25 protein-coding genes and 1 tRNA gene are annotated in these 22,676 nt (G+C 62.0%); 22 read left to right on the top strand and 4 right to left on the bottom strand.

All coding sequences use genetic code 11. From position 1 onward, the window contains the following. Positions 1-36 precede the first annotated feature (36 nt). A tRNA-Ser gene (locus IEX53_RS17385) sits at positions 37-126 on the bottom strand. Between the two features lie 339 nt (positions 127-465). Here IEX53_RS17385 and rplU point away from each other — a divergent pair. The 10 genes from rplU to rlmH all read left to right on the top strand — a co-directional run bounded on the left by rplU (position 466) and on the right by rlmH (position 7,895). Next, positions 466-891, top strand: coding sequence for a 50S ribosomal protein L21 (gene rplU, locus IEX53_RS17380; RefSeq protein WP_188825455.1), 426 nt, complete (start codon positions 466-468; stop codon positions 889-891). Between the two features lie 80 nt (positions 892-971). Continuing rightward, complete coding sequence (rpmA, locus tag IEX53_RS17375; RefSeq protein WP_188825454.1) at positions 972-1,241, top strand: 50S ribosomal protein L27; 270 nt, start codon at positions 972-974, stop codon at positions 1,239-1,241. Positions 1,242-1,368: 127 nt separating this feature from the next. Continuing rightward, a complete protein-coding gene (locus IEX53_RS17370; RefSeq protein WP_188825453.1) occupies positions 1,369-1,965 on the top strand; it encodes a GNAT family N-acetyltransferase in 597 nt (198 codons plus the stop codon). After that, entirely contained in the window at positions 1,962-2,513 is a 552-nt protein-coding gene (locus IEX53_RS17365; RefSeq protein ID WP_188825452.1) for a GNAT family N-acetyltransferase, read from the top strand. Before IEX53_RS17370 ends, IEX53_RS17365 begins: the two co-directional genes overlap by 4 nt. A gap of 87 nt (positions 2,514-2,600) precedes the next feature. Beyond that, complete coding sequence (gene obgE, locus IEX53_RS17360) at positions 2,601-3,632, top strand: GTPase ObgE (protein WP_188825451.1); 1,032 nt, start codon at positions 2,601-2,603, stop codon at positions 3,630-3,632. A gap of 11 nt (positions 3,633-3,643) precedes the next feature. After that, a complete protein-coding gene (gene proB / locus IEX53_RS17355; protein ID WP_188825450.1) occupies positions 3,644-4,804 on the top strand; it encodes a glutamate 5-kinase in 1,161 nt (386 codons plus the stop codon). Between the two features lie 108 nt (positions 4,805-4,912). Next, positions 4,913-6,190, top strand: coding sequence for a glutamate-5-semialdehyde dehydrogenase (locus tag IEX53_RS17350; protein WP_188825449.1), 1,278 nt, complete (start codon positions 4,913-4,915; stop codon positions 6,188-6,190). A 38-nt stretch (positions 6,191-6,228) separates the two neighbouring features. Then, a complete protein-coding gene (locus IEX53_RS17345; protein ID WP_188825486.1) occupies positions 6,229-6,834 on the top strand; it encodes a nicotinate-nucleotide adenylyltransferase in 606 nt (201 codons plus the stop codon). A gap of 199 nt (positions 6,835-7,033) precedes the next feature. Then, positions 7,034-7,369 (top strand): ribosome silencing factor, encoded by a 336-nt coding sequence (rsfS, locus tag IEX53_RS17340; protein WP_188825448.1) that lies wholly within the window; start codon positions 7,034-7,036, stop codon positions 7,367-7,369. A gap of 43 nt (positions 7,370-7,412) precedes the next feature. Further along, positions 7,413-7,895, top strand: coding sequence for a 23S rRNA (pseudouridine(1915)-N(3))-methyltransferase RlmH (gene rlmH / locus IEX53_RS17335; RefSeq protein WP_188825447.1), 483 nt, complete (start codon positions 7,413-7,415; stop codon positions 7,893-7,895). Positions 7,896-8,298: 403 nt separating this feature from the next. Here rlmH and IEX53_RS17330 read toward each other — a convergent pair whose 3' ends face one another. Beyond that, on the bottom strand, positions 8,299-8,547 hold the full coding sequence (locus tag IEX53_RS17330; RefSeq protein ID WP_188825446.1) for a type II toxin-antitoxin system Phd/YefM family antitoxin: 249 nt from the start codon (positions 8,545-8,547) through the stop codon (positions 8,299-8,301). Between the two features lie 265 nt (positions 8,548-8,812). Between IEX53_RS17330 and IEX53_RS17325 the strand changes: the two genes are divergently transcribed. From IEX53_RS17325 to IEX53_RS17310, 4 genes are read left to right on the top strand one after another with little or no spacing between them, the layout of a single operon-like run. Then, on the top strand, positions 8,813-10,186 hold the full coding sequence (locus IEX53_RS17325) for a murein hydrolase activator EnvC family protein (RefSeq protein WP_188825445.1): 1,374 nt from the start codon (positions 8,813-8,815) through the stop codon (positions 10,184-10,186). Then, complete coding sequence (locus IEX53_RS17320; protein ID WP_188825444.1) at positions 10,176-11,504, top strand: S41 family peptidase; 1,329 nt, start codon at positions 10,176-10,178, stop codon at positions 11,502-11,504. Before IEX53_RS17325 ends, IEX53_RS17320 begins: the two co-directional genes overlap by 11 nt. A gap of 39 nt (positions 11,505-11,543) precedes the next feature. After that, positions 11,544-12,683, top strand: a complete 1,140-nt coding sequence (locus tag IEX53_RS17315) for a divergent polysaccharide deacetylase family protein (RefSeq protein ID WP_188825443.1) — start codon at positions 11,544-11,546, stop codon at positions 12,681-12,683. 28 nt (positions 12,684-12,711) lie between these two features. Next, positions 12,712-13,251 carry an RNA pyrophosphohydrolase gene (locus IEX53_RS17310; protein WP_188825442.1) on the top strand — a complete coding sequence of 180 codons (540 nt, stop codon included), beginning with the start codon at positions 12,712-12,714 and terminating at the stop codon, positions 13,249-13,251. A gap of 199 nt (positions 13,252-13,450) precedes the next feature. Here the strand turns inward: IEX53_RS17310 and IEX53_RS17305 are convergent, their stop codons facing one another. Together IEX53_RS17305 and IEX53_RS17300 are read right to left on the bottom strand one after the other, a co-directional pair. Continuing rightward, positions 13,451-14,299 carry an amidohydrolase family protein gene (locus IEX53_RS17305; protein ID WP_188825441.1) on the bottom strand — a complete coding sequence of 283 codons (849 nt, stop codon included), beginning with the start codon at positions 14,297-14,299 and terminating at the stop codon, positions 13,451-13,453. A gap of 367 nt (positions 14,300-14,666) precedes the next feature. After that, the gene (locus tag IEX53_RS17300; protein ID WP_188825440.1) at positions 14,667-15,446 is read right to left on the bottom strand and encodes an IclR family transcriptional regulator; all 780 of its coding nucleotides are present in this window, start codon (positions 15,444-15,446) and stop codon (positions 14,667-14,669) included. 218 nt (positions 15,447-15,664) lie between these two features. On the opposite strand from IEX53_RS17300, the gene IEX53_RS17295 reads away from it, so the two are divergent. The 8 genes from IEX53_RS17295 to IEX53_RS17260 all read left to right on the top strand — a co-directional run bounded on the left by IEX53_RS17295 (position 15,665) and on the right by IEX53_RS17260 (position 22,643). Continuing rightward, the gene (locus IEX53_RS17295) at positions 15,665-16,978 is read left to right on the top strand and encodes an ABC transporter substrate-binding protein (protein WP_188825439.1); all 1,314 of its coding nucleotides are present in this window, start codon (positions 15,665-15,667) and stop codon (positions 16,976-16,978) included. 197 nt (positions 16,979-17,175) lie between these two features. Further along, entirely contained in the window at positions 17,176-18,069 is an 894-nt protein-coding gene (locus IEX53_RS17290) for a carbohydrate ABC transporter permease (protein ID WP_188825438.1), read from the top strand. Between the two features lies 1 nt (position 18,070). Next, positions 18,071-18,940, top strand: coding sequence for a carbohydrate ABC transporter permease (locus IEX53_RS17285; protein ID WP_188825437.1), 870 nt, complete (start codon positions 18,071-18,073; stop codon positions 18,938-18,940). A 5-nt stretch (positions 18,941-18,945) separates the two neighbouring features. Beyond that, positions 18,946-20,043: an ABC transporter ATP-binding protein gene (locus IEX53_RS17280; RefSeq protein ID WP_188825436.1), complete on the top strand. Its 1,098-nt coding sequence runs from the start codon at positions 18,946-18,948 to the stop codon at positions 20,041-20,043. Between the two features lies 1 nt (position 20,044). Then, a complete protein-coding gene (locus IEX53_RS17275) occupies positions 20,045-20,377 on the top strand; it encodes an L-rhamnose mutarotase (protein ID WP_188825435.1) in 333 nt (110 codons plus the stop codon). Continuing rightward, on the top strand, positions 20,373-21,455 hold the full coding sequence (locus IEX53_RS17270) for a Gfo/Idh/MocA family protein (RefSeq protein WP_188825485.1): 1,083 nt from the start codon (positions 20,373-20,375) through the stop codon (positions 21,453-21,455). The genes IEX53_RS17275 and IEX53_RS17270 overlap by 5 nt, the downstream gene beginning before the upstream one ends. 10 nt (positions 21,456-21,465) lie before the next feature. Next, a complete protein-coding gene (locus IEX53_RS17265) occupies positions 21,466-21,912 on the top strand; it encodes a MaoC/PaaZ C-terminal domain-containing protein (protein WP_188825434.1) in 447 nt (148 codons plus the stop codon). Further along, positions 21,909-22,643 carry an SDR family oxidoreductase gene (locus tag IEX53_RS17260; RefSeq protein WP_188825433.1) on the top strand — a complete coding sequence of 245 codons (735 nt, stop codon included), beginning with the start codon at positions 21,909-21,911 and terminating at the stop codon, positions 22,641-22,643. Before IEX53_RS17265 ends, IEX53_RS17260 begins: the two co-directional genes overlap by 4 nt. Positions 22,644-22,676 lie beyond the last annotated feature (33 nt).

Genomic DNA, 22,676 nt, shown 5'->3' with positions numbered 1-22,676 from the left:
AAAATAGAACTATCCAATTGATCTACAAAGATTTTCTGGCGGAGAGGGAGGGATTCGAACCCCCGATAGAGTTGCCCCTATGCCGCATTTCGAGTGCGGTGCTTTCAACCACTCAGCCACCTCTCCGCGTAGGGCGAGCATGTTAGGGAAGCGTTTGTTCCCCGTGTTCGCCAAATGTGCACGCGATTGCTTGAGTGCGCGGGGGGCTAGATAGCGGCTTGGCTTGCGATATACAAGAGCAAATCGGCGGAAGTTCCATGGAAATTTCTTGACTTGGCTATCCTTTCGATCCATAAGCCCAGGCGACTTTAGGCGTGGAGAAGTTTGCGCCCATGGTTCGAATGCGGGTTGGCGTGTTCTTTTCCGGGAAACGGCGGCCTTTTCCATATAATCTGTCACGACTGACAAAAAGACGGCCCATGCGGGTTTCCGTGTGAGAGCCGGACCGAACGACAAGGAAAAAAGATGTTCGCAGTCATCAAGACGGGTGGCAAGCAGTATCGCGTTGCCGCCAACGACCTCCTGAAGGTCGAGAAGGTTTCCGGCGAAGCCGGCGATGTCGTCGAATTCGGCGAAGTGCTGATGGTCGGCGAAGGTGCTTCCGCCACGATCGGCGCGCCGATCGTCGAAGGCGCTCTGGTGACGGCTGAGGTCGTCGAGCAGGGCCGTGGCCCCAAGGTCATCGCCTTCAAGAAGCGCCGCCGCCAGAATTCGAAGCGTACGCGCGGTCATCGTCAGGAACTGACGACGATCCGCATCTCGGAAATCCTGACGGGCGGCGCCAAGCCTTCGAAGAAGGCCGCCAAGAAGGAAGCCGCCGAGGGAGCCGAGGCTCCGAAGGCCAAGGCAGCGCCGAAGAAGGCCGCAGCCAAGACCGAGGCAGCCGAGTAAGTTTTGGAATTAGCCGCATGATCGCGACCGGAACATTCGAACGTTTCCGGGATCGTGCCAGAGATTGAAGGAGAATACCGATGGCACATAAGAAAGCTGGCGGTTCGTCGCGCAACGGTCGCGATTCAGAGTCCAAGCGCCTTGGCGTGAAGAAGTTTGGCGGCGAGCGCGTGCTGGCCGGAAACATCCTCGTGCGTCAACGCGGCACCAAGTGGCATGCTGGCGACAATGTCGGCATCGGCCGGGATCATACGCTGTTCGCGCTGACGCATGGCGCCGTATCCTACCGCACGAAAGCCAACGGACGTACCTTCGTATCGGTCAACCCGATTACGGAGGCAGCGGAGTAAGCCGGTAGCACTCCATCCAAGCTCCGGCGTCCCATCGGACCCGGTGTTTTGGCAGCCAAGCCGAGAGATCAAAAAGGGAAGATGGGACACCCCCACCTTCCCTTTTTCGCATCTGGAGGAATGAGAAATGGTTGCCGAAATCTTAGAGGACGATGAAGAAAGCTCGAGGCGGATCGATTGTCCCGTCCTCGTCACCGAGCGGCTGGTGCTGCGCCCGCCGCATGAAGAGGACGTGGATGCAATTGCCGATCTCGCCAGCAATGTCCGCGTAGCGGAAATGCTTGCCCGCATGCCGCATCCTTACACGCGCGCCCATGCGGTGGATTTCGTCAATCGCGCCAAAGCTGGCGGGATCGGCAAATGCGTCTATGCCATTACGCAGGCGGAAACCGGTATCTTCATGGGCTGCTGCGGCATTCATGATTACAAGCACGGCGAGGGGCTGGAAATCGGCTACTGGCTGGGCGAGCCTTATTGGGGGAGGGGCTATGCCACCGAAGCCTCCCATGCGCTGATCGACCTTGCCTTTCGCGCCACGGATATCGAGCGGCTGCATGTCTCTTGCCGGGTGACAAATACCGGCTCGCGCCGGGTCATCCACAAGAGCGGCTTCCAATATGCCGGCACCGGCATGATGGATTCGCTTGCCGCCGGCAATGTGCCGATCGAGCGCTATACGCTCGACCGGCGGACATGGGTGGGGCTGAGGAGCTGGCACACATGATCGGCTCTATCGTTCGCGATGCAATCACGGTGCGGGCGCTCGGCATGGGCGACCTGCATCGTTACCGCGCCATCCGGCTCAGCGCGCTGCAGCGTGCGCTCATGTCTTTTGGCTCCACCTTCGAGGAGGAGAACGCTTATTCGGATGCCGTCTTCGCGCGCCGCCTGGAGCAGGTGGACGGCAATGTGACTTTCGGAGCGTTCAACGGCGAGAACCTTCTCGGCATTGCCGCCCATCACCGGCATGAGCGCAGGACGGAACGCCATCGCGGCACGCTGGTGAGTGTTTATGTGGTGCCGGAAGCGCGCGGGCTGGAACTGGGCAAGGCGCTGGTGCAAAAAGTCATCGACCACGCGGCGAAGCATGTAGTGGTGCTGGAGGCCAAGGTGGTCGCGACGAACGACGCCGCCAGGCGGATCTATTATGCGCTTGGGTTCAAGACCTACGGACTGGAGAGAAAATCGCTGCTGGTGCAGGGCCAATATCTCGACCAGGAACTGATCCAGATCGATTTCACCGATCCGGAGTGGAAGGGAGCAAGGGAGTAAGTTTCCGGTAACATACTCCCCCACTCACTTATTCCCTTACTGCCTTCTTTCCTGTAAGCCGTCACAAAACAAAAAGGTTGCACTGCAATGAAATTTCTTGACCAGGCAAAGATCTACATCCGCTCCGGCGATGGCGGGGCGGGGGCGGTGTCTTTTCGCCGCGAGAAATTTCTCGAATTCGGCGGCCCGGATGGCGGCGATGGCGGACGCGGCGGCGATGTCTGGGTGGAAGTCGTCGACGGGCTCAACACGCTGATCGACTATCGCTACCAGCAGCATTTCAAGGCCAAGACCGGCATGCATGGCATGGGCCGCAATATGACGGGCGCCAAGGGCGCGGATGTGGTTCTGAAAGTACCCGTGGGTACGCAGATCTTCGAGGAAGATAATGAGACGCTGATCTGCGACCTGACAGAGGTAGGCCAGCGCTTCCGCATCGCCAAGGGCGGCAATGGCGGCTTCGGCAATCTGCATTTCACCACCTCAACCAACCGCGCGCCGCGCCGCGCCAATCCCGGTCTGCCGGGCGAGGAGCGCACGATCTGGCTGCGGCTGAAGCTCATCGCCGATGCCGGGCTGGTGGGCCTGCCGAATGCTGGGAAATCGACTTTCCTTGCCAGCGTGACGGCGGCGAAGCCGAAAATCGCGGATTATCCCTTCACCACGCTCCATCCCAATCTCGGCGTCGCGCGGATCGACGGGCGTGAATTCGTCATTGCCGACATTCCCGGCCTCATCGAAGGCGCGCATGAGGGTGTGGGGATCGGCGACCGCTTCCTCGGCCATGTCGAGCGCAACCGGGTGCTATTGCATCTGGTTTCCGCGCAGGAAGAGGATGTCGCCAAGGCGTACCGGACGGTACGCGGCGAGCTCGAAGCCTATGGCCATGGGCTTGTGGACAAGGTCGAGATCGTCGCGCTGTCGCAGATCGACACGCTGGATGCGGATGCGCGGAAGAAAAAGACGGCGGCGCTGAAGAAGGCATGCGGGCATGCGCCGATGCTTCTTTCTGCGGTGAGCCGCGAGGGGCTGGAGCAGGCGCTACGGGCGCTCGCTTCGGTCATCGAGGAGGCGCGGCAGGCGGAAGCGGGCGACAGCACCGCGGCAACAGCGGAATAGGGCAGGCGGCCATGGAACGGCAAGCGCTGAAGCAATATCGCCGGATTGTGGTGAAGATCGGCTCGGCGCTGCTGGTCGATCGCGCCACGGGCCTGAAGCGCGAATGGCTGGAAAGCCTTGGCGAGGATATCGCGGCGCTTAGCTCGGCCGGCGTCGAGGTGCTGGTGGTTTCGTCGGGGGCCATTGCGCTCGGACGAACCATCCTCGCCATGCCGAAGGGCGCGCTGAAGCTGGAAGAATCCCAGGCTGCCGCCGCCGTTGGCCAGATTGCGCTGGCGAGGGCCTATACGGATGTGCTGGAGCGGCATAATCTCCGCGCCGGTCAGATCCTGCTGACGCTGGCGGATACGGAAGAGCGGCGGCGCTATTTGAACGCGCGCGCCACCATCGAGACGCTGATGAAGCTCGGCTCGGTTCCCATCATCAACGAAAACGACACGGTCGCGACGAGCGAAATCCGCTATGGCGACAATGACCGGCTCGCGGCGCGGGTCGCCACCATGGTGGGCGCCGACCTGCTTATCCTTCTCTCCGATATAGACGGTCTCTACACTGCGCCGCCGCATCTCCACCCAGACGCGGAGTTTCTTCCTATCGTGGAAGCGATCACGCCGGACATCGAGGCGATGGCGGGGGCGGCGGCGTCCGAGCTATCGCGCGGCGGCATGAAGACCAAGCTCGACGCGGGCAAGATCGCCAATGCGGCGGGCACGGCGATGATCATCACGTCGGGCACGCGGATGGGGCCGCTCTCGGCCATCGACCGGGGCGAGCGGGCGACCCTGTTCAAAGCAAGCACGCATCCGGTCAGCGCCTGGAAGACGTGGATATCAGGCAATCTCGAACCGGCAGGGCGGCTTATCGTGGATGATGGTGCGCTTGCGGCGCTGCGCTCGGGCAAGTCGCTGCTTCCCGCCGGCGTGCGCGAGGTCGAGGGCAATTTCCAGCGCGGCGATACGGTGGCCGTCATGAGCCTCGAGGGGCGCGAAGTGGCGCGTGGGCTCGTCGCTTATGACGCGGCGGATGCCATCCGGATCGCCGGTCACAAGAGCAATGAGATCGCGGCGATTCTGGGCTATGATGCGCGCGCGGCGATGATCCACCGCAATGATATGGTGGTGCGCGGCACGGCGATGCGTGAGGAGTCTCGGCTGGAGTCTTTCACGGATTGATGGGAATGGTGATGTTGGAATTCTCTGGACCCCTTCACCCCCGTGGTGAGGTGCGATTGGAGCGAAGCGGAATGAGCCTCGATACCCACGAGGGCGCTAGGAGGGGAAATGCTGACGAAGGCTGAAACGGATATTGCAGGCTTGATGGCGGAGATCGGGGCGAAGGCGCGGGCCGCGTCCGGGCCGCTGGCCATCGCTTCGGCAGAGCGTAAGCATGCGGCGCTCATCGCCATGGCGGATGCGTTGATGCGCTGCGAGGTCAAGCTCCTTTCGGCGAATGCCCTCGACATCGCCAATGGCGAGGAAGCGGGGCTTTCCGCCTCTATGCTTGACCGGCTGAAACTTACCCGCGAGCGGATTCGGGCAATGGCCGATGGGGTGCGAGCGATTGCGGAACTGAAGGACCCGGTCGGCGAGATCATCGCAGAATGGGACCGCCCGAACGGCCTCCATATCGAGCGAGTGCGCACGCCGCTCGGCGTTGTCGGCGTCATCTATGAGAGCCGCCCGAATGTGACTGCCGATGCCGGGGCGCTCTGCCTCAAATCCGGCAATGCGGTGATCCTGCGCGGTGGTTCGGATTCGGCGCATTCGACGGCGGTAATCCATGCGGCGCTCATCGAAGGGCTGAAGGCGGCGGGGCTGCCGGAAGACGCCATTCAGATCGTGCCGACGACGGACCGCGCTGCGGTGGGCGAGATGCTGAAGGGCCTTGGCGGCGATATCGACGTCATCATCCCGCGAGGCGGCAAAAGCCTTGTCGCGCGGGTGCAGACAGAAGCGCGGGTGCCGGTCTTCGCGCATCTGGAGGGGCTGTGCCATTTCTATATCGACGCGACCGCAGACCTCGCCATGGCGCGGCAGATTGCGGTCAACGCCAAGATGCGGCGCACGGGCATTTGCGGCGCGGCGGAAACGCTCTTGGTGGATCAGGCCGCGGCGGCGACACATCTTGTGCCGATTCTTGACGATCTGCGCGCGGCGGGCTGCGAGATTCGCGGCAGCAAGGAGGTGCGCGCGCTTTATCCGCAAGCCAAGCCCGCAAATTTGCAGGATTGGTCCACCGAATATCTCGACGCGATCATCTCCGTGGCGCTGGTCGACGGCGTCGGCGGCGCGATCGATCACATCAATCGCTATTCCTCGCACCACACCGAGGCCATCGTCGCGGACGACGCCCGCGCGGTGGAGCGCTTCTTCAACGAGATCGATTCGGCCATCCTCCTGCACAATGCCTCGACGCAGTTCGCCGATGGCGGGGAGTTCGGCATGGGGGCGGAGATTGGCATCGCCACCGGCAAGATGCATGCGCGCGGACCTGTCGGCGTCGAGCAGCTCACCTCGTTCAAATACCGCGTGCGCGGCAACGGCCAGATACGCCCGTGAGCGATCAGAGGGCTGGCCTCGACGCATCCTATCTCAGGATGCCGCATGTCGAGAAGGGCATGGCGGTGGGCCTGTTCGGCGGCTCGTTCAACCCGCCCCATGCCGGCCATGCGCTGGTGGCCGAAATCGCGCTGCGGCAACTCGGGCTCGACCAGCTCTGGTGGATGGTGACGCCGGGCAATCCGCTGAAAGACGCCAAGGAGCTTGCCCCGCTCGCAACCCGCGTGGCGGAGAGCCGGAAGATCGCGCGCGATCCGCATATCAAGGTGACCGCATTCGAGGCGGCCTACAATGTGCGCTATACCGCCGACACGCTGGCGCTGATCAAGGCGCGCAACCCGGGCGTCCATTTCGTCTGGATCATGGGCGCGGACAATCTCGTCAATTTTCACCGCTGGCAGCGCTGGCGGCAGATCGCCACGACATTTCCCATCGCCATTATCGACCGGCCCGGCGCGACCCTTTCCTATCTCTCCTCACGGCTTGCCAAGACCTTTTCCCATGCGCGCATCGACGAGGATGATGCGCTGCTACTTCCCTATCTGCGCCCGCCGGTGTGGACCTTCATCCACGGACCGCGCTCGTCGCTTTCCTCCACCGCGATCCGCAACGGCCACGCGAAGCGGGGAACAAATAAGGGATAAGTAACATTGCAAGCGGGCGGGTCTTGAAACTGTCATGGGACTCTGCCTATCTTCGTCCTGTAGGGTCGTATGTTAGACCGTGCGGCGTTGTTCTTGTTGGAAAGGAAAGACACTGAGAACAGCAATTCAGAAGAAGGATGTTTTTGCTCCTTCAACAGCTGGGGTCAGCGGGCTTCGCTCCGTATCCCATGCTCTCGAAATGGTCCTCGCCAGTCTCGAAGACTCAAAGGCGGAATCCATCGTCTCCATCGATATCAGAGGCAAGTCGGCGCTCGGCGATTACATGGTGATCGCATCGGGCCGCTCGCATCGCCATGTGACGGCGGTTGCCGATCATCTGCTCAGCGCGCTCAAGGATGCCGGTTACGGCAACGCCAGGGTCGAGGGGCTGACGAATGGCGACTGGGTGCTGATCGACGCTGGCGATATCATCATCCACCTGTTCCGTCCGGAAATGCGCGAGTTCTACAACATCGAAAAGATGTGGCTCGCGCCGGATATCGACGGAGAGTTTGAGACCGGAACCTTTCACTGATATCAGCCGGGCTGCCGGTTGAAACCAGGGAAAGGGAGAGGCCATGCGTATCAGCGTTTTTGCCGTGGGCCGGATGAAGCCCGGCCCCGAGCGGGAATTGGCCGACCGTTATTTCGACCGCTTCGCCAAGGCGGGGCCGCACTTGGGGCTGGAATTCTCCGGCGTGTCGGAGATCACGGAGAGCCGCGCCGCGACGGCTGACCTGCGCAAGCAGGAGGAAGCGGCGCGATTGTTCGAGGCGCTGGATGGCGGGGCAGGGCTTATCCTGCTCGACGAGCGCGGCAAGGCGCTAGGCTCGGAAGATTTTGCCGGCCGTCTTGGCCGGTTGCGCGATGACGGCAAGCGGCACTTGATCCTCGCCATCGGCGGCCCGGATGGGCACGATTCCCGCCTGCGCGAAAGGGCGGATCTGGTGCTCGGGCTCGGCGCGATGACATGGCCGCACCAGATCGCGCGGATATTGATCGCCGAACAGCTTTATCGTGCTGCGACGATATTGGCGGGGCATCCGTATCACCGGGTTTGAGTCGCTTTTGTTAGGGCGTTTCATCTTTATACGGAGCCGCCATCGGGATCCACGATCCTATCAAAACATGCCCGCCATAGGTGGAAGCGGCTTGTTCTCTTATCGTGCGGTTCACGCCACCGTAGAGGAATGGATCCCAGTGACAAGCACTGGGATGACGGGGTGGAGATGTTTTTCCACTACCGGGATATGCTTCCGCCAAGCGGAGAGGTTAAAAAAAAGGTTGCCACCAGCAAACGCAACCGTCATCCCAGTGCTTGTCACTGGGATCCATGCCTCTAGGTCTCCACCACTACGACGGTTCCAAACGTAATCAGACGATCCCATCAAACAAGAACCGCCTCACACCACCTCTTCAAGGGCTCCGTTCCGCTTCGCTCCCCTATAGACCTCAGCATGAGGACTACCGCGGCGTTTCGGTCCCTTCACTCTCATTGTGAGGTGCGGCCGCCTGTTCGTCGTCGAACAGGTCGTCCGGCAGACCGCGGTGGCGCAGGAGGCCGAACGGGCGCTTTTCGCCATCGGCAGGACAGATACGGGCATAAGCTTGCGTGCCACGCATAATGATAATCTCCTCGCCCCGATTGGCGCGTTTAAGCACCTCGGCAAAATTCTTGCGGGCTTCGCTGATTTTATACACGGTCTGGGGCATGGTGGCCTCCGGGACAACTCGAATATGGCCGCAATGATAGTATGGGAGAGGGTCGGGGTGCAATTGGCTTGTACATATCGCCGCCGATAAGGCAGGAACATTTTTCTCCCACATTCCGCATTATGGTTGATGCTTCCTTAACGAAACAGGGCATAATGTCGGCATTGCTTCACCGCATGATCTTATCCGAAAAGTCGACAACCTTTCGGGATCATGCGACCAATCATGACCATCGGGCCGCAGTTCAAAGGCGGCGATTTAGTATATGTGCCAGAAGTCCAGCGTATCGGGGATCGCTTCGGGAGGACGCCGCGCTTTGAGAAAAGGCGTGGGGCTCCTGATGTTCGTGTGCGCCGGATGGACGGCTGGTCTTGCGCCGTCCGAGGCGCAGGAGACGCCGCTGGAAGCGCGGCGGGCGCAAACCGGCAGCGAGCTCGACAAGGTCACCGACGAGATTACGCTCAGCCAGGAAAAGCTCGCCAAGCTCGACGAGGAAATCGCCGCGCTTAAAAAAGATCAGACGACGATTACCGCTGCCCTGATCCAGTCGGCCAAGACCGAAAAAAAGCTCGCCAAAGATATCGCGGACATCGACGAAAAGCTCACATCGCTCAACGAGCAGGAGGACGGCATAAGGCTGTCGCTCAGGGCACGGCGCGGCGTGCTGGCCGAAGTGCTCGCGGCGCTGCAGCGCATGGGGCTGAACCCGCCGCCCGCCATCCTCGTGCGGCCGGACGATGCGCTTGCCTCGGTGCGCAGCGCGGTGCTGCTGGGTGCGGTCGTGCCGGAGATGCGCCAGCAGACCGAAGAGCTGATGGGCGATCTCAAGGATATGAGCCGCGTCACCGCTTCGATCTCGGAGGAGCAGCAGCGGCTTTCCGCCACGCGCCAGGCGCAGGTGGAGGAACAGAAGCGGCTTTCCCTGCTGCTGGAGGAAAAGAAGAAGCTGCATTCGCGATCGGAAGAGCAGCTTGCCGCCGAGCGTGCCCGTGTCGAAGAGCTGGCGCGGAAGGCGACGAGCCTCAAGGAACTGATCGCCGGACTCGACAGCCAGATGCAGGCGGTGCGCCAGGCCGCGGAAGCCGCACGCGCGGCGGAGGAGCAGCGCCTCGCCGAGGGGCAGGAGCGGGCGGAGAGCCGCGACCCGGATTCCAGCCGTCTCACGGCGCAGGTGGATTTTGCCTCGCTGCGCGGGCAACTGATCCAGCCGGCGTCGGGGCGCATGGTGCGGCGTTTTGGCGACAAGGATGACATATCAGGCACAAGCATGGGGGAAATGCTGGAGACCGCCGCCAATGCCACGATTACGTCACCTTCCGATGGCGTGGTGCTCTATGCCGGTCCATTCCGGTCCTATGGACAACTCTTGATCCTGGACGCTGGTGGTGGGTATCATATCGTTCTGGCGGGAATGAAGAGAATCGAGGTCAGCCAAGGCCAGTTCGTATTGGCGGGCGAGCCGGTCGGGGCGATGGGGGAGAGGCTTTTGGCGAGTGCTGCTTCTTTGAGTAGCGACAATGGGGGTGGGGACAATGGCGCACCCATGCTCTACATAGAATTCAGGAAAGATGGAAAACCAGTCGATCCCGCCCCCTGGTGGACGGTGCGGCTTTCTGGAAGGACCCAAAATGATACGTAAACTATCGCTTCTCTTCGCTGGCGCCCTTCTGGGAGCCTCGGCGATGGTTGTGGTGCAGGGGGCCCCGGCCTCGTCGGCCAACAATGCGGCTGCCGGCAGCGATACTTATAAACAGCTTGCGATCTTCGGCGATATTTTCGAGCGGGTGCGTGCTCAATATGTCACACCGCCTGAAGACAAGAAGCTGATCGAGAACGCGATCAACGGCATGCTGACCTCGCTCGACCCGCACTCGTCCTACCTCAACCCGGAGGCGGCGCAGGACATGCGCGTGCAGACCAAGGGCGAGTTCGGCGGCCTTGGCATCGAGGTGACGATGGACAACGATCTCGTCAAGGTGATTTCGCCCATGGACGACACGCCCGCCTCCAAGGCCGGGGTGATGGCGGGCGACCTCATCACGCAGATCGACGGGACCGAGGTGCGCGGCATGAGTCTCACCGACGCCGTCGACAAGATGCGCGGACCGGTGAATACGCCGATCGAACTGACGCTGGTGCGCAAGGGCGTCGACAAGCCGATCAAGCTCAAGATCGTGCGCGCTATCGTCAAGGTTCGCGCCGTGCGTTCCAAGGTGGAGGGCGATATCGGCTATCTGCGCGTCATCTCCTTCACCGAGCAGACCTATGAGGATCTGCAGAAGGCGATCAAGGACATCCAGGCGAAGGTGCCGAACGACAAGCTCAAGGGCTATGTGCTCGACCTGCGCCTCAATCCGGGCGGCCTGCTCGACCAGGCTGTGGCGGTTTCGGACGCCTTCCTCGACAAGGGCGAGATCGTCTCGACCCGCGGACGCGATCCGCAGGATGTGACGCGCTTCGACGCGCGGGTGGGCGACTTGACCAATGGCAAGCCGCTGATCGTTATGGTCAATGGCGGCTCGGCCAGCGCGTCGGAAATCGTCGCGGGCGCCTTGCAGGATCACCGCCGCGCCACCGTGCTGGGTACGCAGTCCTTCGGCAAGGGATCGGTGCAGACGATCATTCCGCTGGGCGAAAATGGCTCGCTTCGGCTGACCACGGCGCTCTATTACACGCCGTCGGGCAAGTCGATCCAGGGCAAGGGCATCACGCCCGACATCGTCGTGGAGCAGCCGCTGCCCGAGGAGTTCAAGGACCAGAACGTCACGCGCGGCGAGTCGGAGCTGAAGGGCCATATCAAGGGTCCGGAAGAGGACGCCAAGGGCTCCGGCTCGGCAGCCTATGTGCCGCCCGATCCGAAGGACGACGTCCAGCTCAACCAGGCCTTCAAGCTGCTGCGCGGCGAAATGGCCAACGCGGCCTTCCCGCCCGACACGAACAAGGGCGTGCCGAACTGATATCCGGTTTAATTCAGCCGTGGGGGCTGGCTGAAAGGCATGTCGGACATCCATAGCCCGCTGGGGCAGGACAGAAAAAAGCGCAAGCGCGGGGACGCCGGTTCCCGCGCTTATTCATGGATTATGCCTGCTGTCGCCGTGATCGGCATTGTGGGCATCGCGGGCTATCTCGCGATCGGCAAAGGCGCGGTTTTCCGCAATCCCACGCCTCCGACGCCGCCGCAGGAGAAAGCGGCGACGCCGACCGTCATCGCGGCGGGCAAGCCGCAATTGCCGCCGCTGCGCCAGGGAGACGGTCCCGCAATCATCAGGGTGACGCCGGACATGCCGGCCAATATCTCCGTCACCGATCCCACGAAAATCGGGCAGAATCTTCGCATCGCGCATCTTCCCGATCCCGAACTCATCGAACAATCGGCGCTCGGGCCGTTGCCGGTGCGCGGGCCGGATGGGCGGCGCCCGCTGGATGTCTATGCGCGGGGATGGTCGGGCGCGCGGGGCGCGCGGGTCGCCATCGTCATCGGCGGGCTCGGCCTGTCGCAGACCGGCACGCAGAACGCCATCCGGCAATTGCCCGAGGAAGTGACGCTCGCCTTCGCGCCGCAGGGCAACAGTCTCACGCGCTGGATGCAGACGGCGCGCCAGCGCGGCCATGAAATCCTGATGCAGGTGCCGCTTGAGCCGTTCGATTATCCGCGCGTCGATCCGGGGCGTCATACGCTCACGGTGGACGGCGGAGCGCAGAAGAATATCAACGATTTGCATTGGACGCTGTCGCGCATCACCAATTATACCGGCGTCATGAATTATATGGGCGCGCGGTTCACGGCAGACCCGGCGGCGTTGACGCCGGTGGTTGAGGAAATCGGCCGGCGCGGGCTCTTCTATCTCGACGACGGCACTTCGGCGCGCAGCCAGGTGGAGCGGATCGCGCTGGAGCAGGCGACGCCCTTCGCTGCCGCCGACCTGTTGCTCGACGCGGTACAGGAGCGCGGCGAAATCCTGAAAAAACTGGACGAGCTAGAGCGCACCGCCCGCGCCAGGGGCGCCGCCATGGCCACCGGCTCGGCCTTCCCAGTAACCGTTGAAGCCGTATCGATCTGGGCGAACGAGGCGAAGACGCGCGGCATTGAGATCGTGCCGGTTTCCGCGCTTGTCCGCGACCCGGAAAGGGAATAGAGCGGGGTCATTAGGTTGGAGATGTTCCATGAAAAATGACAAGGCTCCCGTGGACCCCGAGACGCTGCCTTACCGGCCTTGCGTCGGCATCATGGTGCTGAACCGTGACGGCCTCGTCTGGGCAGGGCGGCGGATCGTCGTTCCCAATGGCGAGATGGAAGGAGCGGCGCAGCTCTGGCAGATGCCGCAGGGCGGTATAGACGAGGGCGAGGACGCCGAAGCTGCGGCACGGCGCGAGCTTTACGAGGAAACGGGCATTCGCTCGGTGTCGCTATTGGCCGAAGCGTCGGGCTGGATTCACTACGACTTGCCGCCGCATCTCGTCGGCGTGGCGCTCAAGGGCAAATATCGCGGCCAGCAGCAGCGGTGGTTTGCGTATCGCTTCGAAGGCGACACAAGCGAAATCGCCATCAATCCACCGCCGGACGGACACACAGCCGAGTTCGACGATTGGGCCTGGAAGCCGATGGAGGAGTTGCCTTCGCTGATCGTGCCGTTCAAGCGGGGGCTGTATGAGCAGGTGGTGGGGGTGTTCCGGCATTTGGCGGGGGATGATTTTAGAGCGTAGCGCTGGGGCCTCTCATCCGACCGCGTACGCGCGGCCACCTTCTCCCACAAGGGGAGAAGGTGGGGACGGCACGAACGCTACCGTCAATCGCCGACGTCAGTGATTGACGGAAACTGCTATGCAATTCACCGGCCTTCTCCCCTTGTGGGAGAAGGTGGCCGCGCGTAAGCGCGGTCGGATGAGGGGTATCGATGTACCCTCAAAGAGTCACATCCAGCCCCCAAATCCGCTTCGCATTCTCGCTATAAAGCCTCCGCCGTTCCCCTTCGCTCGCCCCGCCAAACAGCGCATGCGTAGTGGCCACCCATGTCGACAGTCCGCCGCCCAGCGTGCAGACGGGCCAGTCGCTGCCCCAGACGATGCGGTCCCAGCCGAAGCAATCGACCACGTGCTCGACATAGGGCGCGAGCGTGGCAACGTCCCAGGCTTCCGCGTCGGCGTAGGCGATGACGCCGGAAATCTTGGCGGTAACGTTGGGGCGCCTGGCGATATCGGCGATGTGCTCACGCCACGGGTGTTTCTCGCCGGCGGCGATTGCCGGGACGCCGCAATGGTCGAGGATGAATTGCGTCCCGGGAGCGAGGTCGGCCAAAACTGCCGCGCGGGGAATCTGGTGCGGGAGGACGCAGAGGTCGAAGGTGAGGCCGCTGCCGTCGAGGCGCTTGATATTCTCGCGGAAGAGAGCGGATTCGGAGAGGTCGTCCGGCATGACGTGGAGCACGCGGCGGAAACCCTTGATAAAGCGATCGGCCTTGCAGCGCTCGAGAAAGGTGGGAAAGTCCGGCTCCTCCGGGCGGCAGGAGGAGATGGCTCCGGCGATGAGGCTGCCGGGTTGCGAGGCGAGGCCACGGATATAATCGGTTTCGGCCGTTATGGCGTCAGGCGCGACATCCACCTCCATATGAAGCGTGGCGGTAATGCCGACCCGCTTCGCTTCCCTTGCATATTGCGAATAGAGAAAATCCTTATCGAGCGGGGGAACATTGGCAAGCCATGGATAGGCCAGCGCCTGCCGGTCGATGATGTGTAAGTGTGTGTCGATGAACATAGGATCCTCCCTCAAATCAGTGCCAGGCGCCCTCGTGGTTCGAGGCGAATTCCGCTGCGCTCCATTCGCACCTCACCATGAGGGCTGCTGAAGCGTTGCGGATTGCCCCTCACCCTTACCCTCTCCCAGTGATTTACGGGGAAGGGGGACATGGATGTCTTCGCCTTTCCTTCTGCCAAGTGCAGGGGAAGAAGGAAGTGGTGCAAATGCTGACGCCTCCCTCTCCCCGCCTGCGGGGAGAGGGTAAGGGTGAGGGGCATTCCACGCGATGCGCTTTCAGGCGCGACGCCCTTCACCCTCATCCTGAGGTGCGGAGCGAAGCGGAGCCTCGAAGGACGAGGGTGAAGGCTGATTGAAAACCTGACAACTACCCCACCTTCGCGCCCGCCAGTTCCGAAAGCGCCCTGGTGGCCTTCACCAGCAACTCCGTGGCCTGGCTGATATCCGGCGTGCCGGGGGCGTTGACGAGGGTGACATAAGGCACCGTCAGTGCGGCGATGGCGCGGCCGTCCGGGGCGAGGATGGGGGCGGAAAGGTTGTAGACGCCGGCGATCTGGGCGCTGGTCATGATCTCGTAGCCGCGCTCGCGGATGGCATCGAGGCGGGCGTCGAAATCCGGCGGCTGGATGGTTTCGTCGGCACGGCGCTCATATTCCGCTATCATCATCATCCGCTCCTCCTGCGAACGGAAGGCCAGAAGCACATGGCCGGAGCCGGTGTTGAAGAGGCCGATATGCGAGCCGACCCGCACCGAGATGCCCCAATAATCCGGCGCTTCCTGCTGGGCGATGACGACGGCCGCGCCACGGTCGAACACCACGAGCTGGTTGGCCTGCCGCGTCTTCATTGCCAGATCGCGCATGAGGGGCGTAGCGTAGGAGGCGAGGCGGCGCACCGGCGCGTGTAGCTGGGCGAGGCCGAACAGCTTCAGCGTCAGCGAGAAACGGTCGCCGTCGAGCCGCGTGACATAGCCGCGCCGCACCAGCCGGTCGAGCATGCGGTAGAACTCGTTCGGGCTGCGGCCAAGCTCCTTGGCGATTTCCGCCTGTGTCAGCCCGCCATCGATGCCGGCGAGCAGCTCCAGAATGTCCAGCCCCTTGTCGAGCGCCGGCGCGCGGTAGCGTTCGCTGTCGTCGTCCTCGGCCATGGTCTTCTCCTGTAAAGTGCTTCACTCATATACGAACAGCTATACCTCCGAGAAGCAAAATGATCGCTTGACGATGCATAAATTAAATGTTTGCATATGAATGAAGCGCTCATGGATGAGCGTTCGCGGGCATCGGGAGGCGGTGGCCCAAATTTATACGCAAGTCCGAACGGAAAACCGCTTCGCCCTTTTCCTGGACTTGCTTGAGGGAGGAAATCATGAAGGCATTGCTTACTGCCGTTTCCACGGCAGCGCTCATCATTGCCGCCGGGAATGCCGGGGCGCAGGATTTGCCCGGCAAGTTCGAGGGCGTCACGATCGACGCCAAGCTGATCGGCGGCCAGCAATATGAAGCGCTCTATCAGCGCATCGGAGAATGGGAAAAGCTGACCGGCGCCAAGGTCAACGTTCTCTCGAAGAAGAACCATTTCGAGCTCGACAAGGAAATCAAGTCGGATATCGCCGCGGGCAGCCTCAATTGGTGCGTCGGCTCGAACCACTCGTCCTTCGCCCCGCAATATCCGGGCATCTATACGGACCTGACGCCCTTCATCCCCAAGGAAGAGGTCGCGGCTTTCGTGCCTTCGGTAATCAAGGCGGCGACGCTTGATGGCAAGCTCGCCATGCTGCCGCGCGCGCAGTTCGACGTTTCGGCGCTCTATTACCAGAAGAGTCTCTACGAGGACGAGGCGAAGAAGAAGGCCTATAAGGAAAAATATGGCGAGGATCTCGCGCCGCCCGATACGTGGGACGAGGTAACGAAGCAGGCCGAATTCTTCAGCAACCCGCCCACCTTCTACGGCACGCAGTTCGCCGGCAAGGAAGAGGCGATCAATGGCCGCTTCTATGAGATGCTGGTGGCCGATGGCGGCGAATATATCGATGCCGACGGCAAGCCCGCCTTCAACTCCGAGGCCGGGGTCAAGGCGCTCGACTGGTTCGTGATTCTTTATAAGGCCAAGGCTGTACCGGCGGGTACGACGAATTATCTTTGGGACGATCTCGGCCAGGGCTTCGCCTCCGGCTCCATCGCGCTCAATCTCGATTGGCCGGGCTGGGCGGGCTTCTTCAACGATCCGAAGACCTCGAAGGTCGCGGGGAATGTGGGCGTCAAGGTGCAGCCGAAAGGTTCCTCAGGCAAGCGTACCGGCTGGTCCGGCTTCCATGGGTTCTCAGTGACGGAAAGCTGCGCCAACAAGGAAGCGGCGGCCTCGCTCGTCTGGTGGCTTACCAATGAAGACAGCCAGAGGCTCGAATCCGCCGCCGGTCCGCTGCCGACCCGCAGCGCGGTGTGGGACTACAATATCGAGCAGGCCAAGAACGATCCCTACCGGACGGAAGTGCTGAAGGCTTTCCAGGAAGCTTCGAAATACGCCTTCCCGGTGCCCCCGCTGGCGGAGTGGATCGAGATTTCCAACGCGGTCTATCCGGAACTGCAGGCGGCGATCCTTGGCGACAAGACCTCCAAGCAGGCGCTGGACGATGCGGCGAAGAAGGCCACGCAAATCCTGGAGGATGCAGGGAAGCTGTAGGGCTCCGCTTTCCCTCCCCCTTGCGGGGAGGGTGGCCCGAAGGGTCGGGTGGGGGTGGTGACGTTTACGCCATTGTCTCCAGCAAAAGCACAAACGTCACCACCCCCATCCGCCCGCGGACGCGGGGCACCTTCCCCGCAAGGGGGAAGGGGGCGCTAACATTCATGCCGCATGCCGATCAGGAGCAGGGCTTGTAAATGAGACTGAAACTTCCCGCCCCAACCCTGCTTCTCCTGCCCGCGATCATCGTGCTTGTCGCGGTGATCGTGCTGCCGCTCGTCTTTTCCTTCTATTCCAGTTTCACGCCGTTCCGGCTGACGCGGCCGGATACGTTGTGGGTGTTCATCGGCTTGCGCAATTACGTCAATGTGCTCTCCAACTGGGATTTCTGGGTGGCGTTCGGGCGGACCATCCTGCTGCTTACCATCGCGCTGAATAGCGAGATGTTCCTTGGGCTGGGCCTTGCCATGCTCGTCAACAAGGCGACGCATGGGCAGCGCGTTCTGCGCACGCTGATGATGTTTCCGATGATGTTCTCGCCCGTGCTCGTCGGTTTCCAGTTTAAATTCATGTTTAACGACAATATCGGGCTCGTTAACAATGTTTTGCAGTCGCTAGGCCTCAGCAATCAGGCGATTCCCTGGCTTATTGATGGCAATCTTGCGCTATTCTCCATCATCGTCGCGGAGGTCTGGTCCTCCACCTCCGTCTTCGCGATCCTGATCCTCGCCGGGCTGCTCGCCATGCCACAGGAGCCGGTCGAGGCGGCGCGGGTGGATGGGTGTACGCCGTGGCAGACCTTCCGTTACGTCACTTGGCCATTCGTCATGCCCTTTGCCTTCATTGCCATGACGATCCGCTCGCTCGACGTGGCACGGGCCTATGACATCGTCAAGATCATGACCGATGGCGGGCCGGCAGGGCGCACGGAGCTGCTCTGGACGCTGATCGGGCGGACGGCCTACAGCGATGCGCGCATGGGCGTGGCAAACGCCATGGCCTATGTCTCGATCCTGCTGTCGATCCTCTTCACCGTCTATTTCTTCAGGAAACTGGCCGCTGCGCGCCAGCAGATCGGAGCGGAGTGGTAAAATGGCGGACCTCAACAGCACCCATCGCGCCAAGCGCCGGCTGCTCAAACTGGCGCATTTCATAGGCCTCTTCCTGGCGATGACGGTCATCTGCCTGCCGGGCGTCTGGATCGTCCTCAATTCCATGCGCCCGACAGTGGAGATCATGGCCAAGCCGCCGGTCTGGATACCGACCGATTTGTCGCTCGACGCCTATCGCGCCATGTTCGGCGGCATCGGCGGAGGCGGCGTGCCGGTGTGGGATTATTTCCGCAATTCCATCATCGTCTCGATCACCTCCACGGTCATCGCGCTCGGCATCGGCATGGCGGGAGGCTATGCCTTCGCGCGCTTCCGCTTCAAGGGCAAGTCGGCGATCTTCCTTGGCTTCATGCTCACGCGCGCCGTGCCGGGCATCGCGCTGTCGCTGCCGCTGTTCATGATCTATGCGCGGCTTGGCATCATCGACACGCATTTCGGCCTGATCCTGACCTATGTGGCGCTCAACGTGCCCTTCACCATCTGGCTCATCGACGGATTCTTCCGGCAGGTGCCGCGGGATCTCGCCGAGGCCGCGCAGATCGACGGCTGCACCCGCTGGCAGGCGTTCTGGCAGGTGGAGTTTCCACTTGCCGGCCCCGGCATCGCGTCGGCGGGCATCTTCGCGTTCCTGACCTCATGGAACGAATATGCGCTTGCCTCGCAACTCACCCGCTCGGTCAATTCCAAGACGCTGCCGGTCGGGCTCCTCGACTACACCGCCGAGTTCACCCTCGACTGGCGCGGCATGTGCGCGCTTGCCGTCGTCATGATCGTGCCGGCGCTGATCCTCACCTTCATCATCCAGAAACATCTGGTCTCCGGCCTCACCTTCGGCGCGGTAAAAGGGTAATTTCAATGGCCATCGTATCGCTCAAAAAACTTGTCAAACGCTATGGCTCGGTCGAAGTGGTGCATGGCATCGATCTCGATGTGAAGGATAGGGAATTTGTAGCGCTGGTTGGACCGTCCGGCTGCGGCAAGTCCACGACGCTGCGCATGATCGCGGGGCTGGAAGACATCAGCGATGGCGCGCTGGAGATCGGCGGCAAGGTGGTGAACGATCTGCCACCCCGAGCGCGCAACATCTCGATGGTGTTCCAGTCCTATGCGCTCTATCCGCATATGACGGTGCGCGAGAATATGGGCTTTTCGCTGAAGATCGCCAAGCGTCCGCAGAAGGAGATCGACGAGCGCGTCGAGGCGGCCGCGGATATCCTGGAACTGAAGCCGCTGCTCGACCGCCGGCCGGCGCAGCTTTCCGGCGGGCAGCGTCAGCGCGTCGCCATGGGCCGCGCCATCGTGCGCCAGCCGGAAGTGTTCCTGTTCGACGAGCCGCTCTCCAACCTCGACGCCAAGCTCAGAACCCAGATGCGCACCGAGATCAAGAAGCTGCACGCCAAGGTGCAGTCCACAATCATTTATGTGACGCATGACCAGGTGGAGGCGATGACGCTTTCCGACCGGATCGTCATTATGCGCGACGGCTATATCGAGCAGGTCGGTACGCCGGACGAGGTGTTCCGCCGGCCCGCCACGCGCTTCGTCGCGGGCTTCATCGGATCGCCGCCGATGAATCTCGATGAGGCCACGGTGGATGACGGCAAGCTGGTGTTCGCTTCGGGTGACAGCCTGCCCCTGCCGGTGCAGTTCCGCGAGAAGGTGACGGCGGGGCAGAAGGTCGTGTTCGGCCTCAGGCCAGACGATATCTTCCCGACCGGCCATGGGCTTTCATCGGGCGATGCGGCGAATATCCATCAGGTCGATCTACCGGTCTCGATCACCGAGCCGCTCGGCAATGAGACGCTGGTGTTTGTCGGCTTCAACAGGCGCGATTGGGTATCCCGGATGCTCAATCCGAAACCGCTGACGGCGGGAGAGAAGATCGCCATGAGCCTCGATCTTTCGCAGGCGCATCTCTTCTCCGCGGAAACCGGCCGGACACTGCGGGGCTGACATGGCGCAGCGAATGGGAATGGTTATCGGGCTCAACCCTGATAAGGTCGCTGAATACAAGCGGCTTCATGCAGCGGTGTGGCCGGAGATCCTGGCGCTGATTTCCGCCTGCAACATCCGCAATTATTCAATCTTCCTGCGCGAGCCGGAGAATTTGCTTTTCGGCTATTGGGAATATCACGGCACCGATTTCGAGGCCGATATGGCTAAAATGGCCGCCGATCCGAAAAATCAGGAATGGTGGTCGGTCTGCATGCCCTGCCAAGTGCCCCTCTCGACACGGAAAGAAGGCGAGTGGTGGGCGATGATGGACGAGGTGTTTCATCTTGATTGACGAACGTTCGAAGAATTTTGTACCCGGCAGCCTGGCGCAATCCTGGCCGCTTCCGGCCAATCCGCATCCCATCGTCACCTTCGGTGCAGGGTCCATAGTGGGCGACGCGCATTATCCGGCCTATCGCAAGGGCGGTTTTCCGATTGCCGGGCTTTATGATCCCGATCAGGCTAAGGCGCGGACGCTTGCGGATAGCTGGGGCGTGGCGGCTTTTTCCTCGGTCGCTGAGGCAGTGGCGGTGGAGGATGCGGTGTTCGATCTTGCTACCCCGCCGGGGCGTCACGCGCAGGTGCTGACGGCGCTACCGGACGGAGCGACGGTGCTGATTCAGAAGCCGATGGGCAACACGCTGGAGGAAGCCAAAGAAATCCTCGCCATCTGCCGGGAAAAGAAGCTCGTAGCGGCGATCAATTTCCAGCTTCGCTTCGCGCCGATGATGCTGGCGCTAAAGGATGCCATCGCCAAAGGCTGGCTCGGCGAGGTGATCGATTTCGACGCATGGCTGGCGCTCGATACGCCCTGGCAGCTCTGGCCGTTCCTGAATGGGTTGCCTCGGGTCGAGATCGCCATGCACTCGATCCATTATCTCGACCTTATCCGGCAGGTGTTGGGTGACCCGACCGGCGTCCATGCCAAGACGATGGGACATCCCAACCATAAGGTGGCGCAGACGCGGACCAGCGCCATTCTCGACTATGGCGACACAGTGCGCTGCTCGCTGTCGATCAATCACGACCATAAATTCGGCCGCAAATATCAGGCCTGCGAATTCCGCATCTGCGGTACGGAAGGCGCGGCCTATGTGAAGCTCGGCGTCAATCTCGATTATCCGCGCGGCGAGCCGGATATTCTGGAAATCTATCCCAAGGGCGGGGATGGCTGGGTGAATGTGCCATTGCAAGGCGCGTGGTTCCCGGATGCCTTTGTCGGGCGCATGGCAAACCTGCAGCGCTTCGCGGCGGCCGAGGACACGGAACTCGTCAGTTCCGTCGAGGATGCGTGGAATACGATGGCGCTGGTGGAAAGCGCCTATCGTTCGAGCGCCCAGCCCGCCACGCCGCTCGACCCGACACCCTGAAAGGCGATCAATGGAACAGACCATCTATTTCGAAGACTATGAGCTCGCGTCTCAGCGCACCACCACGGGGCGCACCATCACGGAGACGGATTTCGTCGTCCATGCCGGACATACGGGCGATTTCTTTCCGCATCACATGGATGCCGAGTTTGCGAAGTCGACGCCGTTCGGCCAGCGGGTGGCGCATGGGACGATGGTGTTTTCCATCGGCGTCGGGCTGACGGCAAGCCTGATCAATCCGGTCGCCTTTTCCTATGGCTATGACCGCTTGCGCTTCGTGCGGCCGGTGTTCATTGGCGACACGATTCACACCCGCGTGACCATCGCCGCCAAGGAGGATGATCCCAAGCGTCCGACCCATGGCCGCGTGGTGGAGCGGTGCGAGGTGATCAACCAGCGCGGCGAGGTGGTGCTCGCTGCCGACCATATTCTGATCGTCGAGAGGAAAAACAAATGAGCGAGAATTTTGCGGGCAAGACGGTTCTGATCACGGCGGCAGGGCAGGGCATCGGCAAGGCGACCGCGCTGGCTTTCGCGCGGGCCGGCGCAACGGTGCATGCCACCGACATCAACGAGGCGGCGCTGGCGGCGCTGAGCGGCGAGCCGGGCATTTCGACGCGCAAGCTGGACGTGCTGGACGATGCAGCGGTAACGCAGGCAGTGGGCGACATCGGCGCGGTCGATGTGCTCTTCAATTGCGCCGGTTTCGTTCATTCCGGCTCAATCCTCGACATGCCCGATGGCGATTTCGATTTCGCCTTCGATCTCAATGTCCGCTCGATGGTGCGCACCATCCGCGCCGTGCTGCCGGGCATGATCGCCAGGGGCGGCGGGGCGATCGTCAACATGTCGTCGGTGGCGAGCAGCATCAAGGGCGTGCCGAACCGCTTCGCTTACAGTGTCACCAAGGCGGCGGTGATCGGGCTCACTAAGTCGGTGGCCGCGGATTATGTCGGGCAGGGCATACGCTGCAATGCGATCTGCCCTGGCACGGTGGAAAGCCCATCTCTTCAGGAGCGGCTAAGGGCCACCGGCGATTTCGAGGCGGCCCGCGCGGCCTTCATCGCGCGCCAGCCCATGGGACGCATCGGAACACCGGAAGAAATCGCCGACCTTGCGGTTTATTTGGCAGGGGCGACCTATACGACGGGTCAGGCCTATGTCATCGACGGCGGGTGGGTGAACTAAGGGAGTAGGGGAGTAAGGGAATAGGGGAGTATG

It is taken from the genome of Paramesorhizobium endophyticum (assembly GCF_014640615.1).
In the GTDB taxonomy this organism is placed as follows: domain Bacteria; phylum Pseudomonadota; class Alphaproteobacteria; order Rhizobiales; family Rhizobiaceae; genus Paramesorhizobium; species Paramesorhizobium endophyticum.
The sequence above is the reverse complement of the archived record's forward strand: the minus strand, read 5'-3'. Positions and strand labels throughout refer to the sequence as shown.

What these genes read in the sequence shown, in the direction of transcription:
- rplU (WP_188825455.1), top strand. Translation starts at nt 466, where the DNA reads ATGTTCGCAGTCATCAAGACGGGTGGCAAGCAGTATCGCGTTGCCGCC.
- rpmA (WP_188825454.1), top strand. Translation starts at nt 972, where the DNA reads ATGGCACATAAGAAAGCTGGCGGTTCGTCGCGCAACGGTCGCGATTCA.
- IEX53_RS17370 (WP_188825453.1), top strand. Translation starts at nt 1,369, where the DNA reads ATGGTTGCCGAAATCTTAGAGGACGATGAAGAAAGCTCGAGGCGGATC.
- IEX53_RS17365 (WP_188825452.1), top strand. Translation starts at nt 1,962, where the DNA reads ATGATCGGCTCTATCGTTCGCGATGCAATCACGGTGCGGGCGCTCGGC.
- obgE (WP_188825451.1), top strand. Translation starts at nt 2,601, where the DNA reads ATGAAATTTCTTGACCAGGCAAAGATCTACATCCGCTCCGGCGATGGC.
- proB (WP_188825450.1), top strand. Translation starts at nt 3,644, where the DNA reads ATGGAACGGCAAGCGCTGAAGCAATATCGCCGGATTGTGGTGAAGATC.
- IEX53_RS17350 (WP_188825449.1), top strand. Translation starts at nt 4,913, where the DNA reads ATGCTGACGAAGGCTGAAACGGATATTGCAGGCTTGATGGCGGAGATC.
- IEX53_RS17345 (WP_188825486.1), top strand. Translation starts at nt 6,229, where the DNA reads ATGCCGCATGTCGAGAAGGGCATGGCGGTGGGCCTGTTCGGCGGCTCG.
- rsfS (WP_188825448.1), top strand. Translation starts at nt 7,034, where the DNA reads ATGGTCCTCGCCAGTCTCGAAGACTCAAAGGCGGAATCCATCGTCTCC.
- rlmH (WP_188825447.1), top strand. Translation starts at nt 7,413, where the DNA reads ATGCGTATCAGCGTTTTTGCCGTGGGCCGGATGAAGCCCGGCCCCGAG.
- IEX53_RS17330 (WP_188825446.1), bottom strand. Translation starts at nt 8,547, where the DNA reads ATGCCCCAGACCGTGTATAAAATCAGCGAAGCCCGCAAGAATTTTGCC.
- IEX53_RS17325 (WP_188825445.1), top strand. Translation starts at nt 8,813, where the DNA reads ATGTGCCAGAAGTCCAGCGTATCGGGGATCGCTTCGGGAGGACGCCGC.
- IEX53_RS17320 (WP_188825444.1), top strand. Translation starts at nt 10,176, where the DNA reads ATGATACGTAAACTATCGCTTCTCTTCGCTGGCGCCCTTCTGGGAGCC.
- IEX53_RS17315 (WP_188825443.1), top strand. Translation starts at nt 11,544, where the DNA reads ATGTCGGACATCCATAGCCCGCTGGGGCAGGACAGAAAAAAGCGCAAG.
- IEX53_RS17310 (WP_188825442.1), top strand. Translation starts at nt 12,712, where the DNA reads ATGAAAAATGACAAGGCTCCCGTGGACCCCGAGACGCTGCCTTACCGG.
- IEX53_RS17305 (WP_188825441.1), bottom strand. Translation starts at nt 14,299, where the DNA reads ATGTTCATCGACACACACTTACACATCATCGACCGGCAGGCGCTGGCC.
- IEX53_RS17300 (WP_188825440.1), bottom strand. Translation starts at nt 15,446, where the DNA reads ATGGCCGAGGACGACGACAGCGAACGCTACCGCGCGCCGGCGCTCGAC.
- IEX53_RS17295 (WP_188825439.1), top strand. Translation starts at nt 15,665, where the DNA reads ATGAAGGCATTGCTTACTGCCGTTTCCACGGCAGCGCTCATCATTGCC.
- IEX53_RS17290 (WP_188825438.1), top strand. Translation starts at nt 17,176, where the DNA reads ATGAGACTGAAACTTCCCGCCCCAACCCTGCTTCTCCTGCCCGCGATC.
- IEX53_RS17285 (WP_188825437.1), top strand. Translation starts at nt 18,071, where the DNA reads ATGGCGGACCTCAACAGCACCCATCGCGCCAAGCGCCGGCTGCTCAAA.
- IEX53_RS17280 (WP_188825436.1), top strand. Translation starts at nt 18,946, where the DNA reads ATGGCCATCGTATCGCTCAAAAAACTTGTCAAACGCTATGGCTCGGTC.
- IEX53_RS17275 (WP_188825435.1), top strand. Translation starts at nt 20,045, where the DNA reads ATGGCGCAGCGAATGGGAATGGTTATCGGGCTCAACCCTGATAAGGTC.
- IEX53_RS17265 (WP_188825434.1), top strand. Translation starts at nt 21,466, where the DNA reads ATGGAACAGACCATCTATTTCGAAGACTATGAGCTCGCGTCTCAGCGC.
- IEX53_RS17260 (WP_188825433.1), top strand. Translation starts at nt 21,909, where the DNA reads ATGAGCGAGAATTTTGCGGGCAAGACGGTTCTGATCACGGCGGCAGGG.